Source organism: Saccharolobus shibatae B12 (assembly GCF_019175345.1).
GTDB lineage: Archaea > Thermoproteota > Thermoprotei_A > Sulfolobales > Sulfolobaceae > Saccharolobus > Saccharolobus shibatae.
In genome coordinates this window covers 1,300,071-1,313,926 of record NZ_CP077717.1, presented here as the reverse complement: position 1 = coordinate 1,313,926, position 13,856 = coordinate 1,300,071, and the positions used below count along the sequence as shown (strand labels likewise).

The following is a 13,856-nucleotide window of genomic DNA, read 5'->3' as shown; positions in this document are numbered from 1 at the left end:
TTTAAAAACATAAAAATAAATATTCATTTGCTTGGGGAGCTCCCCAATGCCTCTTTACATTTTACTTTATTGTTGTTTTAAAATATTTTTCTCTAATTTTCTTTAAGTTTTTTGCTAAATCTTTTACGTATGTTTCATCAATACTGATTGGATTATTAATGAATTGCCATATTTCGACACTACTTACATATTTCTGAATTTTTAACAAGAATTCATCCACATTTTTTACGTTATTTCTCAAATATTCTGAGAACTCTTCCTTTTTAGGATATCTAAAAATACCGTTAAGCTGTCTTAGCATAAACCTTGAAATTATGAAATAGACCGACTCTGCAGCAACTTTTATTATTGCATCATACATATACCCCAGCCTAAGTGACTCTAAGAAATCAAGCAAAGAAGCATTAAAGTTAATCATGGAGGGTATTATTGAAGATATATTTAGATATTCGTTTTTCTTTAGCTGTTCATTTTTCATCTCTGCTTTTTCTATTTTCCATCTTCTAACGCATTTATCATGAATATACGATAGCATTTCTGCAAGAGTATATTCTATACTGGGATAACGCGATGGAGACTCCCCTCGAAAGATTTCCGTTTGTCTAAGATATGCGTTAAGAAAAGTCTTTGCTAATCTAAGATATTGCAAATCAGTTAATTCCTCCATAGGATTGAAATATAGACATATCAGTCCCTCTTCTCTTTCAAGAAATTTCATGAATGTTCTTTACCATTGTACGATTAATAATTTTTGTTTCTATAAGCTGTAATATCCCATGAAAAACTGTAATAAAGTATTACTTGATTTTAATATGAAGATTATTAAGGGTTATGAGAAAGAGTGCTTTGTGGACTAGTTCATTTTCCTTAGATGTTGAGCTCATCGATTTTCCTTAAATTCAAGCGTTGATTTAAAAGTAAGCTCCACGGTGGCTTTGATAAAAATTGAAGTAACCTACAAAGCAGAATTAAAGGAAAGTTTTAAAATAACGTTGCCTAATTATTTTCATAATATTCATATATGATAGTATGTAATACATCTATATACGTTCTAACAGATTATTCTAGTTAAACTTATTTTATTCTCACTAAATATATACTTGATGAAAAATGACCCGTGAGGATGTGGAAAAGCTTGATAAAAATGCCACTGTGTATATTAACGATTTACTAGAACTTCTTGAGGTTTATAACAAATACATGGAGAAAGTAAATCAGATCTATTCTTCTTTTAAAGAGGTTAAAATAGTTCCTTCTACCTCCTCAATAATTTAAGGTGTATTTTTTGCCCACATGGTCTGAAATTTTATCTGAAGTATCAAATTTAAGAAAAAGCGATCCTAACGCGTTAGATAATGTTAGAAGAAGGTATTTAAAAGAGCTGTCCAACTATTTACAAAAACCTGTCATTCTCTATGCTACGAGATGGATGGATAACCTATAGCAAGCCCTATTGACGTTCAAATTATTTGGGCTGACAAACAAGCATTTATGGAAACGGTCTACGGATTGAGGAGTAAAGAATTAATGTTTATAATCCATAGTCCCGGTGGTCAAATTGAGGCAACACAGAGTATTATAGAATATTTAAGACAGAAATTCGATAGAATTACTGTAGTTGTACCAGATGCAGCGATGTCTGCAGCGACATTATTTGCTTTAGCCTCAGATGAGGTAATAATGGGGAAACACTCTAATCTAGGTCCTATAGATCCTCAGTTTGTTGTTACTATGCCTTATGGTCAGGTGTCAATTTCAGCTCAGTCAATATTAGAGGAGTTTGAGAGAGCTAAGGAAGAAGTTAAAAAGGACAGAGACAGTTTACTAGTCTGGGCACCTAAAATCCAGCAATATCCTCCTGCTATACTTGAAGAGGCAAGAAACGCATTAGAATTAACTAAAAAGTTGGGAAGGGAATGGTTAGTAAAATATATGTTTAAGGGAGATGCCGATGCAGAGAAAAAGGCTGAAAGGATTGTAAATTATTTAAGCGATCATAAAGAGTTGAAATCACATGCAACTCCTATAAGTAGGGATAAGTTAAAGGAACTCGGCTTAAAGATAACTGATCTAGAGAATGACCAGAACTTACAAGATTTAATTCTGTCAGTTTATCATATTACTAGAATAACGTTTCAACTCACTACAGCTCATAAGATAGTTGAAAACTCTAACGGAAGGGCGTTCATAAAGCTTGTACTTGCGGGAACTCCAGAGAAAAAGGCGTGACGGAATTTTATATTACGATACGTTAAGTTTTACTTAAACTTTACTATTTTTCGTAAAAAGAGTGCATAGTGCCTTTATTTATAAATTGATAAGAATATCTATTAAGAACAAATATTAAGATTAAGCTTCTTAGATATAGAAAATTTAGCTAATAAACACTTTATTTATATTCGCTTTAAAATCGCTAGTATTAAATTTTACTTGGTCAGACATTAAAGGGCAAGATTTATATTTGATAATAGCAGTTGTTCTAATTTTCCTCGGTAATACAAAATTCCCGGCACTACCGATAAAGTTTTTAGTTTAGTGTTTAGTGAATTAAAAATATGAGGAGGAATTCCTCAAGTAAACTGATATATGTTTAGACGATTCACTAGGTTTAATGAAAATCTTTAAGCTACGTTAAAGTAGAACAACTGCTATTCTAATGTAATTTTATTTTTTTTAAATTGCAGAGAAACTTCAAGACTGCATATAGAAAGTAAGCTGTAAAAGGAGAAACCTTTATCATTAAATCTTTGATGATTTGAGGTTATTCACAGTTCCATTTGCTACCACTAGCCTATAAAATTTCAAGAAAAATACTGTCATTTGGCTATGAATCATGTCTTTAAAAGGTAAATTTTTATTTCATACTCTCTAAGAGATGGGCTCTTTCATATGATAATTTATAATTTAATAACTGCACTGTCAATAAAAATAACGATTTAGTCAATTTGAAATCTAATTTAAATTTCTCTGAAGTCAATCATCTTTAACGCTTTAATGTATACGAGTCTGGGACAAATTAGTCTAATGGGTTTCTAAATTTATATAGCATTTCAAGATTTTTAATCTAACGCTTTAGACCACAGTAGGTCGTGAATCGCGACCCTAGCTAAGACCGTCAAGTGAATCCTCTCTTCCCTAACCTTATTTATGATCCACCCTGTCCTCCTTTTGATGGAGGAGATCAGAGACTCCGCCCTCTCACGCTTAAAATACTCCTCCAAATACTCCAGCGGGTTCCTCATGAACCTCAATACCATCTCCCTCCACCTCTTCCCTCCCTTAATCGTGGCATTAGACTTAGGTATCAAGTAAACCTCGGAATCAGGGAAGTCATCCAGCGTAGACTTACCGTAGTACTTATCAGCCCTCAAGGAGTCCACTTCCACACCAAGATCCCTCAGAACTCCAAGGGCCATCTCATAAGCCTCCCTCTCACTCTTAAGCGAATAACCGTAAGCCACAATCAAGTTACTGCCTAAGTCAAAGATGAAGAAGGAGTACACGAAATCCTTCACCTCCTTCACCCCTTCCCCGGACTTCTCCCTTTCAGTCCTATAATGCTTGGTCACTACTAGGGAATAGCCCGTCTATGACCGCGTCCACCTTAAGGCCACCAACGATCTTTGAGAGCAGGTTGTAGAGGATGACGAAGACGTGAGGGTGGGAGTATAGTCTCTCTACGGTCTTGTAGCTTATCTCCTCCTTCGTTAGGTTCAGTAGTGATGCAAGTTCTGCGGTTTCCCTGTTGGATAATCCTAGGTATTCCTTGATTATCAGTATGTACGCCTTCTCTTGTGGGGTTAGCTTGCTCTTCCTCCCTTGTTCTTCCTTGATTTTCACGAACTTCGCTGCTTCATCTATGTCCTTTCTTAACTCTTGACCGAAGCTTCTTAATCTAACCTCTCCTCTTCGCTCTCCTTAGTGTTCTTCATCTTACTGAGCCTACTTTCCTTGTACAGCTTGATCAAGTCCTCTATTGACTCCTTGAAGTTGTCGAAATCCTTCTGAGTTAACTTCTTATTCATGTGTTCATAATACAAAACAAGGGGTATCTAAGGTTTTTTGTCCCAGAGTCAATGTATATTAAAATTTAAAAATTTAGATATATTTGGCCTTTCGCTTATTAAATTTTATAATAAAATAAATAAAAATTTTAATTTAATTATTTAATATAAATTCAATTCATTTATATCTATATTCGAAAATCGTATATATTCTTACTCATTATTTATGAGAACTATGAAATTATAATGATTTTCCGATAAGTACTTAACGTAGTTGGGTTCATCGCTAAGGGATAGCACATGATTGAAAAATACTAATCTTGTAATAAATCTGACCATCAAATTATTTATCCTATCATTTATCTTTTAAGAAAAATACGCTATGAATATTTCAATAAAAATGAAAATATTAAAGGTTTTAAATTTCCTTAAGTATTCTTTCGACTCTATGGATATAAGTATGCTTGTCTATACACTGCTGACGAAGACTATAACCAACTTCTTCTCTAACTTTATCATCATTAACATAATACTCTATCTTTTCATTAAGTTCATCTAAATCAGAATATGTTTCTATATTCTTAAAAATATTCCTTAGAATGCTCATTCTTTCCGTTAATATGAATCCCGATGAACCAGCCACTTCAAAAACCCTCATATTAGGCGCTTCTGCTTTCAAGTCGCTAGGATGATGAATATTAAGATTAATCTTTGTTTGATTTATAATTTTTATATAATCTTCTCCATACACTGGAGGATGATGATAACCAGCTTTTAGGTACCAAAAATTACCAAAAACATGTGGCTTTCTTTTAACTTTACTTAAAGTTAGCCATCTATTCGGATAGAACGTACCGACAAATGACACATCATATATCTTTTCCTCATTTAATTTTCTGTGTACTTCAGGATCACATGCCCACCAGATACTAATTACTCTCTTAGCACCTAATTTCTCGTAAAATATCTTATGGAGAGTCGTGACTATCACACCGTTAAAATATTGTAAACGATCTTTTAGAATTAATCCAAATCTGAAGGTATCTGGATAAAATAAATATACATTGTAATCTGAAAGAATTTTAAGACTACTTTCAGTTAAAAGTTCGCCTTTAAATACTAAGATTATATCAGAATTTCCAAGATCCATATTTCTAATGATTTTATTTATTCTTATATTGTTCAAAAATTTTCTGAAAATAGATAATCTAGTAGATAATAATCTTATTAAAGTCTTTCTCCTTATACCCTCATACTGATCTATGAAGTTAACTTCATAACCCAATCTTTTAAAGGCTTTAATAAAGAAATACTCAGCATTATATTTACCTTCAGCTCCTATTATCGTTATTTTCATTTTGTATACCTTCTTAGATAGTTGACATATCCTTCAAAATTACCCAGATCGTACGTATCCTTTACTCTTATGGCCTTGAAAACCACTCCTTCCCTTATTAAGTTTCTTATACCGTCAGTAAGTTGCAACTCCCTCTCAAAATGCACCCTTTTTAACGCTTGAAAAATTCTCTCATCAAACACATAATAAGGAATTATGATGAGATTAGACCTCGGAAATTGAGGCTTCTCCTCAACATCAATCACATTACCCTCACCATCAGTAATTACCACACCGTAAGGTCTAGGATCCTCAACCTCAGTAACCAGAAACGAATTAGTAGACATACGACCAATGTCAAGATCAAATACCAACGTATCCGCAGCCACAACAAGAAACGAACCCCCAACATAAGGCTCAGTCCTCAACACCGCCTCACCAAACCCCCTCTGCCTATATTGAGTCAAAAACACAATATTACTCCCCTCAACCCTCTCATAAAAACCCCTTAAACTACTAGCCTGTTTCAACTTACCCTCCCTCTCCAAATAATCCAAGAAATCGTAATCCGGAGTAAAATAATCCTCTATAACCCTCTTACTCCTACTAACCACCACGATGAACTCCCTTACCCCCTGATCGTAAAGCTGCTCAAATATAACTTGAATAATGGGCTTTAACTCCCCGTTAACCGGAACGGGCAACATCTCCTTAGGAATCTCCTTACTAATAGGCAACATCCTAGTCCCCAACCCACCGGCAGTTATTATAGCCTGCATCAATACCCCAACCCTATAGCCCTAAAATACCTCCCATCCATCAACTCCTTCCTCAAAACCCTCCTACCATCAACCACGTATTTATTCTTTAAAAGATCCTCAATACCGTAAAACTCACCCCACTCCGTAGCAACTACAACCCCCTCAGCCTCCCTTATACACTCCTCCTTTGATGGAAGCATATTAACAAGATCAGTCCTCGCCTTTGGATCATAAGCCATTACCACAGCACCCTCCTCCAGTAATTTCTTAATCACCTTTATCGCCATACTTTCTCTAGTATCATCAGTATTGGGCTTAAACGCTACACCCAAAACACACACCCTCCTCCCCATTAGCGAACCCATCAATCCCTTCAGCAAATTCACAGCCCTTACAGCCCTTTCACTATTAACCTCAATTGCAGCCTCCACCGTCCTCAACCTCTCCCCCATGTCCTTAGCAAATGATACAAAGGCTTGAGTATCCTTAGGGAAACAAGAACCACCCCATCCCAAACCTAGGTCAAGGAAATAGGGGGATATCCTCTTATCCATACCAATAACCTTTGCAACAACCTTAGCATCACAGCCCGGTAACTTCTCACAAAGGTTTGCAATCTCGTTTATAAACGAGATTTTAAGTGCCAAAAAGGAGTTCGCAGCATACTTTATCATTTCAGCCTCCTCCAGCGTCGTCCTAAAAATAGGAGAACCGGTAAATCTCCACAACTCTTCTACTAAATCACCTGCCTCTTTACTCTCACTCCCTATAACTATCCTATCCGGCTTTAACGTATCTTGGATTGCAGATCCTTCCTTCAAGAACTCGGGGTTCGAAACAACTTCCCTCTCGGATATCTCCCTAACTTTCCTTGAAGTACCGGGAACTACAGTGCTCTTAACGACTATTACGGAATCCTTAGGTATGATACGAAGAGATTTAGCTGCTAAAAATACGTAGTCCAGGTTAATTCTCCCGTTTATGGTGGGAGTGGAGACTGTTATGAAAGCGAGCTCAACCTCAGATACTTCATCGTATCTGTTAGTGAAGTGTAGGCGATCTCTATTTTTAGCTATTAACTCATCGAGTCCAGGCTCGTATATGGGAAGTCTGTTGCAGTTCAACCCCTTTACCTTATTCTCATCTATGTCTACCCCTGCCACGTAATGTCCTTGATCCGCAAGAACTGCTGCTGTTACTAATCCAACGTAACCCAGACCTACTATGCCGATTTTCATTTCATCACGCTCTTGAACCAGTCGATGGTCTTCTTTAAGCCTTCTTCCAGTGATGTTTTGGGTTCCCAGTTTAACAATTTCTTTGCCTTGCTTATATCTGCTGCTCTTCTTGGTGGGTCGTCTTGTCTGGGTGGTAAGAGTTTGATTTTGGATTTACTATTTGTAAGTTGTATGATGAGGTTTGCGAGGTCTATTATTCTAGTTTCTTTATCGGAACCTATATTGATTACCTCGCCTTTTAATCCATTCATGAATAGGATTTTTAGAGTTGCTTCAATCCAATCATCCACGTAAAGGAATGCTCTAGTCTGATTCCCGTCTCCGAAAATTGTCAAATCTTCTCCCTTTAATGCTTGGTAAATAAAGCGTGAAATTACTCTACCATAACTTCCGTCTTCTCTTAGTCTTGGCCCATATACGTTAAAGGGTCTCTGTATTCTTGTATCTAAACCGTATTCTCTGTAGTATGCCATGATTAGTGCTTCGGAGAATCTTTTACTCTCGTCGTAACAGCTTCTAACTCCTATGGGGTTTACTTTTCCCCAATAATCCTCTGGTGTTGGAATGATTTCTGCATTACCGTAAATTTCTGAAGAGGATGTGTATAAAAATACGGCATCGCTTTTCCTAGCTATTTCTAAGGCATTATATGTTCCGAGTGAATTCGATAATATGGTTTCAACGGGATGTTGAGTGTAATCTTCCGGTGAGGGTCTTGCAGCTAAATGAATTACATAGTCGAACTTCTCGTCAGTATGAAAATTTTCTATTTTCTGTCTGATGAATTTGACTTTCTTCGGCAATTCGTATTTTGCTGTAGATAAATCATCAACTAGCGTAATTTCTCCATCTAAATGTTCAATTAGATGAGAGCCGAGGAATCCTGCTCCTCCCGTTATAAGAAATTTCATTAATTAGATGAATGTAAAAGTGGATATAAGCATTTCTTGTTATTTTTAGGATGATTCAAGAATGCTATATAGGGGATCAGACCCCGTGTAGGAGGTTGTAACCAAGTTATTCTAGGGGCTGAAGGTAGTTAATATTATACAAGAAAAACAAGGTATTATGATAAAGAATATATAGGAACACAGGGTTAAAGCCTGCAAATTCTCGATTCCCCACCTTTGTTAGAGGCGAAGCATGTAGTGCCTACCCTCAACCGGAAGTCTAGCACTACCAACACCCTTAACCTATATAGGCACTACATGCTACGCCTCTAACAAACCTACTGGGACAACGAGTCCAGCGCATCACCCACATCAACATCTTGAACGTTAACGTCCTTCCCCCTAGGGGCCCTAAAACTCTTCTTAACATCGCCCTTGTAAACACCATCCTTTATAACGTGATAACAAATACAAGCAAGCTTCCCACCAAGAGCACAAGTTTAGTAGCACTCTTCCACTTAGAGACAAGCCTATCGTAAAACTCCTTGAAACGCTCAGACTTCCTACCCTAGCAACCAGGAAAAAAGCCCTACGCAAATACTTATTACCCCTAATCATACCCGAGTGAGACTCGCTCTCACCACTCTGCTTAGTCCTAGGAGCAAAACCCGCATAAGCCCTAGCAGCCTTGGAGTTGAGAAAACGAGAAACATCACCGAACTCAGCGTAAATCGTTACACTAATCAAACCAACTCCCGGGCTCAACTCGACCACAGGCTGAGGAATCTTAGAAACTATCATGTCCTCAACCTCCTTAACCATAGCCTCCAAGCTCTTTAGTAAGTCTACCAGCTGCTTCAAAGCCAACTTCTCATCATTCAAATTTCTCCCTAACTTCTCCTTCAACTCGTCCTTTTCCTCCTCACTCAGCCCTTCTCCCCTACTTAACTTCTCCAACAACATTCCCCTCTTATCAAAGGGCTCTATCTTGTATCCTATCTCCAAGAACTTCCTTATCTTGTTCTTTACTTGCGTTATCTTTCTCATCAAGCTCTCCCTATACCTCGTTAACCCCCTCAATTCCCTTATTTCCCCGGTCGGTATGTATGACCCCTTAACTACTCCCAGTATGAAGGCTTTTGCCAGTCTTTGTGCATCTAACTTGTCGGTCTTCTTTCCGAATACTTCCTTCAAGTGTAAGGGATTTATTACTATTACCTTGAATCCCTTTTTTGTTAGTTCTTCGTGTAGGTAGAAGAAGTACGGTCCGGTTGCCTCCATTATCCCTTCCTTGTATTCGCCAAGGAATTAGCTCTTCTATTCCCTCGTTGTCGTACTTGAATTCCCTCACCTCGTTAACCTCTACTCCCCCTTTCTCTTGCGTTGTTACAAGTTCAGCTTTCACTACCGTCAACTTATCCCTTGAAACGTCTATTGCGAAACCCCTTGTTTTAATCTCACTTTCCATGATAGAATATTGCTCGTGTATGCGAGATATTCTTTATCATCATAATACCTCGTTTTTCTTGCATAATATTAACTGCCTTCAGCCCCTAGAAAAATTTATTTGCACACTCCTACTCGGGGTTTTGTCCCCTCTTGTTTTCTAGGGGCTTCACAGCCAGCCTATATCATGGGGTTTTTATCCCCTTGGAGGACATGGGCTTATGTTGTTTTTCTCCTTCCTTGCTTATTTCTTTTTCTCTTGTAATACTTGTTTTTACTCGTTCTCTAGTTTTGCGTGAATTCCCCGTAGGAGGAGGACTGGGTGGATCATAAATAAGGTTAGGGAAGAGAGGATTCACTTGACGGTCTTAGCTAGGGTCGCGATTCACGACCTACTGTGGTCTAAAGCGTTAGATTAAAAATCTTGAAATGTTATATAAATTTAGAGCCCATTAGACTAATTTGTCCCAGACTCTCTCGTAACATTATCTTTAAAATTTTTAGTAACGACTATTAAGCGTCAGTATAATTAGCCTTGTTTTTGGTCAATAAAAGTAAAAGAATTTATTTTACTTTAACTTGTATGTTGTAAGTCATGAGGGTTTTAATCATAGGTGATGTTTACCCAGAATATTATCAAGGCAAAGACATTTCTGGAGGTTCTACGAGAAGCACTGTGTTTGTATCAAAGGTTAGTTCATATTTTGATAAAGCATATTATATCCCCAGCATTTTAGGAAGTTCTTTTCATATAGAAAATGATGATAAATATATAGATAAATTATACAATTTTGCATCTCAGCATAACCTAGAAATACCCATAAATATATCATTATATAAGAGCCTTAATATTAAATCTATTCTCCATTTAGATGCAATAAACAGAATCGCTAAAGAATTGGAAAGACATGAATTCGATTTAATTTACGTAACTAGTGAAATACCTACAGATCTAGATTTAGCAACTAAAATAAAAGCGAAAATTAGAGGCTTTCTTATTCATGGATCTTGGTTAGAAGGGAGTTACTTTGATGAAATTAAATATGTATTGTCTACCCATAATTGCTTGAATCCCTTATATGTTAGAAAAAAACTTCTTGAAAGATTATTTATAAGTAACTATCTTAGACGGATTCTTTCTAGAAAGAAGTTTAAATTTGCTATATATATAAATCCTAATTCCCTAAAGCGTTATAATATTGTTAAATATGATATCTACACAAAAAGATTATATCCAGGTATAGCTATAAAATTGCCTAAAGATAACAAAAATGCCGCTAGAGATGGTATAGTGTCTATATCTACAGCATTCACACCCTTTAAGGGAGTTTGTAGGCTTGTAAGATTTTTGAAACTACTAAAAAAGGAAAATATTAATATAAATATCAAATTAATAGGAGAAATGACTAAAGAGTTTCGTAGCAAAATTAATAATATAGTTAAAAATAATGATTTAATCAAAATTCAAATATTTGGTAAAATTAATAATGATGAAGTAATAAATTACATTAGAACCAGTAAAATTGGTATTAATTTTTCATATAGAGAGACCTATAGCTTTACCACCTTAGAATTAATTGCTAATAAGGTGCCGGTAATAATGTTTAGACATAACGATTTAGAAGAAATATATAGAGATGTAAAGCCTATAATTTTCATTAATAATGAAAAAGAACTATTAGATACTATAAAAAAATTAAAGGAAGGAGATTTAGAATATCTATTTGATGACAAAACTAAAAAATTTTTGGAAGATCACAGCAATTGGGATAAAGTTGTTTCAAATGAAATAGATATTATTAAGACCTTTCTTTAATCTTATCCTCTAGTATGATTATAAAAACAATTATGCTGATTATAATATAAATAGTGATAGAAGTATAATTAAGATATTTATATGTATCTGCTCCATTAAAATACAAAGTAACGTTCAAGCTATTACAATCTGATACATTAAATGCTTGAAGACCAAAAGGGCCTCGTATACCGTCAATTACTTTGTTTCCACAGATTAATTTCCAGTTCTTGTTATACATAAAATCCATAACAATATAATATGTTTTTTTCTCTTTGGGACTTGATATATTTATATGTATGTAATCATCGTGAGTAATAATGGAAGCATCTAGGTTGTTTGTATAATTTATAGCATTTATAATTTCTTCTAAAGATATATTACTTGGATTAGATAGTTCAAAAGGAATTATAGTGAAAGGATATTTGGAATTTATATTATTATAAATAGTCACATTAGGAATCTGAAAGATTTCTTTGAACGACAAAGAATTATTAAGTAAGTTATTAACAATAGCGGGAGAACCTGTTATAAAATAGTTATATCCCCAGTTAGATAGATATGGTTCTCCATAAGCATGAGGCCATGTAGTATTATAAATATAATTGGTTACAACTATATATTTTATTCCGGAAAAAGCCAGCAAATAAGATAATAAAGTTGTGTTATGTTCTAAAAGATAAACAGCTTCTTCTGCGTAATTTTGTGAGGGCATATATGACGTCAGTATGGGAATCTCTTTTCTCGCGTAAAAAATGAGATGAACGAAATACAAAAAAGTCTAGTAGACGCTAATTTTTTGTAGAAAAGATTGTATAAGCGAGGGCGGACCTAAACATATGAAATGCAATAACAAACCAAAACTGGCGAAGCCCAATAGAGACTTCGCCAGGTCCGCCCTCAAGATAATCTATTCAGTCCTCCCTATAATACTTTTCCCCAAAGAACTCCTCAAGTCCCTACTTGAGGCAAGAGGAAGTTACTTGAGCAGACTGGGAAACGAGGGGAGGAGAGCCTTGAGGACCTTGAACCGTATCGACATTGAGGACGTGAGAACGATCTTGAAGAAACTGGGAAAGAAAGTATTGAGGGAGACGAGGGATAGAAGAGTATAGACTTTCACGCCATACCCCAGTACCACAAGGATAAACGATTGTTGAGTAGGATAAAGCCGACTAAGGGGACCAGCTGGGGACTCGTTCAAGCAGTACTCTTTCTTTTGGGGAGGAAGGGTGTCTTTCTGGATTAGCAGTTGTTCTACTTTAACGCAGTTTAAAGATTTTCATCAAACCTAGTGTACTTCATAAACGTATTTCAACGAACCGGAGAAGTTCCTCCACACTCTTCCGGTTAAGGGAACTGACCAAGTCTCTGGCCGCGTTGACCACCATCACAAAGAGGAACAGATAACCTTGAAGCCTTCTCCTTTTGAGAAAAGAGGTATCTTGCACGCTCAAGGTCTTGACGTTCCTGTGTAACTTCTCTATCTCCCACCTAATCTTCCAAGTCATCTCTATCTCCTCATCGCTCAAGTTAAGGTCAGTGGCGTACAAGTTCAGCCTGTTACCTTTATATACCAGTATTAACAATTTTACTGTAATAACTCGATCTCCTAGGGTCAAGTCGGCCAAGTAAGACCCTGGAGGGAGATCTCCGACGTGGGGGTGACCCTCCACCCCCAACGTCTTCTCTCCCTTCAAAGACCTAACCCTTAGAAGCCTCCTATTAGACTTCAACTCAGAAACCACACTACCCTTCACCAGCTTCTCCGACCAATACCAAGAGTCGAAAACGATTCTGCATACAGAGAAGCGCCTTTTGAGGATCTCGATAATTTCCGCAGACATTTCAATCTTGGTCTTGAACTCGTTCACCATCCCGCTCTCCCACATCTTTCTCGTGGCGTAGGGGAACGCGCCGACCAGATAGCTCTTCCCTGTAGCTAAGTCGTATAAGGCTATTGTGAGGACTTGTATGCCAGGCTCGAACCTCTTATGCACGGAACACCACGCGAAGTAGTTCCCGTATCTGCTGGCTACTCCCTCTACTCTGGAATAGAGTTTGTGGTCAAATGTGTCGTCAACTATCACCACTACGGGTCCAACTATTACTTTGCTTAACGCCTCAAGGTAGTCCCTCCAAGCGTTCTCCAAGTTCTCCAGTGCTTTTAACAAGTTGGCGTAGTTCAACCCGAGCGTGATGGATGCGTTTCTGATGCTGGCTCCCCCTCCTATCAAGGCCATGAGTGATAAACTTACTGCGACCTTTCTGCTCAACCCGTTCATCCTCATTATTCCAACCAGGTAATTGAAGGACTTAATGAACTCGTTCCTTGCAATGTCCAGCTTTTTCTCGGACTTCACACTTTTCAATCAACCAAACGCTA

The 13,856-nt window shown here is 36.7% G+C and carries 14 protein-coding genes and 2 pseudogenes; 5 read left to right on the top strand and 11 right to left on the bottom strand.

Annotation, left to right across the window (positions count from 1 at the left end; translation table 11 throughout):
- Positions 1-61: 61 nt before the first annotated feature.
- Complete coding sequence (locus J5U23_RS07320; protein WP_218267390.1) at positions 62-718, bottom strand: hypothetical protein; 657 nt, start codon at positions 716-718, stop codon at positions 62-64.
- 407 nt (positions 719-1,125) lie between these two features.
- On the opposite strand from J5U23_RS07320, the gene J5U23_RS07315 reads away from it, so the two are divergent.
- From J5U23_RS07315 to J5U23_RS07305, 3 genes are read left to right on the top strand one after another with little or no spacing between them, the layout of a single operon-like run.
- Positions 1,126-1,275, top strand: a complete 150-nt coding sequence (locus J5U23_RS07315; protein ID WP_218261502.1) for a hypothetical protein — start codon at positions 1,126-1,128, stop codon at positions 1,273-1,275.
- Between the two features lie 10 nt (positions 1,276-1,285).
- Positions 1,286-1,444: a hypothetical protein gene (locus J5U23_RS07310; protein WP_218267389.1), complete on the top strand. Its 159-nt coding sequence runs from the start codon at positions 1,286-1,288 to the stop codon at positions 1,442-1,444.
- A gap of 47 nt (positions 1,445-1,491) precedes the next feature.
- Positions 1,492-2,229 (top strand): SDH family Clp fold serine proteinase, encoded by a 738-nt coding sequence (locus tag J5U23_RS07305; RefSeq protein WP_218267388.1) that lies wholly within the window; start codon positions 1,492-1,494, stop codon positions 2,227-2,229.
- Between the two features lie 830 nt (positions 2,230-3,059).
- On the opposite strand, the gene J5U23_RS07300 is transcribed toward J5U23_RS07305, so the two are convergent.
- From J5U23_RS07300 to J5U23_RS07270, 8 genes and pseudogenes are all read right to left on the bottom strand, one after another.
- A complete protein-coding gene (locus J5U23_RS07300) occupies positions 3,060-3,515 on the bottom strand; it encodes a hypothetical protein (RefSeq protein ID WP_218267387.1) in 456 nt (151 codons plus the stop codon).
- 37 nt (positions 3,516-3,552) lie between these two features.
- Positions 3,553-3,840 (bottom strand): hypothetical protein, encoded by a 288-nt coding sequence (locus tag J5U23_RS15770; protein WP_244988839.1) that lies wholly within the window; start codon positions 3,838-3,840, stop codon positions 3,553-3,555.
- 50 nt (positions 3,841-3,890) lie between these two features.
- Positions 3,891-4,025: a hypothetical protein gene (locus tag J5U23_RS15990; RefSeq protein ID WP_280638408.1), complete on the bottom strand. Its 135-nt coding sequence runs from the start codon at positions 4,023-4,025 to the stop codon at positions 3,891-3,893.
- Positions 4,026-4,422: 397 nt separating this feature from the next.
- A complete protein-coding gene (locus tag J5U23_RS07290; protein ID WP_218267386.1) occupies positions 4,423-5,361 on the bottom strand; it encodes a CgeB family protein in 939 nt (312 codons plus the stop codon).
- Positions 5,358-6,119, bottom strand: coding sequence for a sugar phosphate nucleotidyltransferase (locus J5U23_RS07285; protein ID WP_218267385.1), 762 nt, complete (start codon positions 6,117-6,119; stop codon positions 5,358-5,360). The genes J5U23_RS07290 and J5U23_RS07285 overlap by 4 nt, the downstream gene beginning before the upstream one ends.
- Positions 6,119-7,339 carry a UDP-glucose dehydrogenase family protein gene (locus J5U23_RS07280; protein WP_218267384.1) on the bottom strand — a complete coding sequence of 407 codons (1,221 nt, stop codon included), beginning with the start codon at positions 7,337-7,339 and terminating at the stop codon, positions 6,119-6,121. The genes J5U23_RS07285 and J5U23_RS07280 overlap by 1 nt, the downstream gene beginning before the upstream one ends.
- A complete protein-coding gene (locus J5U23_RS07275; protein ID WP_218267383.1) occupies positions 7,336-8,250 on the bottom strand; it encodes an NAD-dependent epimerase/dehydratase family protein in 915 nt (304 codons plus the stop codon). The genes J5U23_RS07280 and J5U23_RS07275 overlap by 4 nt, the downstream gene beginning before the upstream one ends.
- 317 nt (positions 8,251-8,567) lie before the next feature.
- Positions 8,568-9,697 (bottom strand): annotated as a pseudogene (locus J5U23_RS07270) (IS110 family RNA-guided transposase).
- A gap of 573 nt (positions 9,698-10,270) precedes the next feature.
- Here J5U23_RS07270 and J5U23_RS07265 point away from each other — a divergent pair.
- Positions 10,271-11,491 carry a glycosyltransferase gene (locus tag J5U23_RS07265; protein WP_218267382.1) on the top strand — a complete coding sequence of 407 codons (1,221 nt, stop codon included), beginning with the start codon at positions 10,271-10,273 and terminating at the stop codon, positions 11,489-11,491.
- Here J5U23_RS07265 and J5U23_RS07260 read toward each other — a convergent pair.
- Complete coding sequence (locus J5U23_RS07260; RefSeq protein ID WP_218267381.1) at positions 11,475-12,185, bottom strand: hypothetical protein; 711 nt, start codon at positions 12,183-12,185, stop codon at positions 11,475-11,477. The two genes, J5U23_RS07265 and J5U23_RS07260, sit on opposite strands and share 17 nt — an antisense overlap.
- 124 nt (positions 12,186-12,309) lie before the next feature.
- On the opposite strand from J5U23_RS07260, the pseudogene J5U23_RS07255 reads away from it, so the two are divergent.
- Positions 12,310-12,716, top strand: a pseudogene (locus tag J5U23_RS07255) (ISH3 family transposase); the annotation flags it as partial.
- 55 nt (positions 12,717-12,771) lie between these two features.
- Here the strand turns inward: J5U23_RS07255 and J5U23_RS07250 are convergent.
- The gene (locus J5U23_RS07250; RefSeq protein ID WP_218267380.1) at positions 12,772-13,833 is read right to left on the bottom strand and encodes an ISNCY family transposase; all 1,062 of its coding nucleotides are present in this window, start codon (positions 13,831-13,833) and stop codon (positions 12,772-12,774) included.
- Between the last annotated feature and the right edge of the window lie 23 nt (positions 13,834-13,856).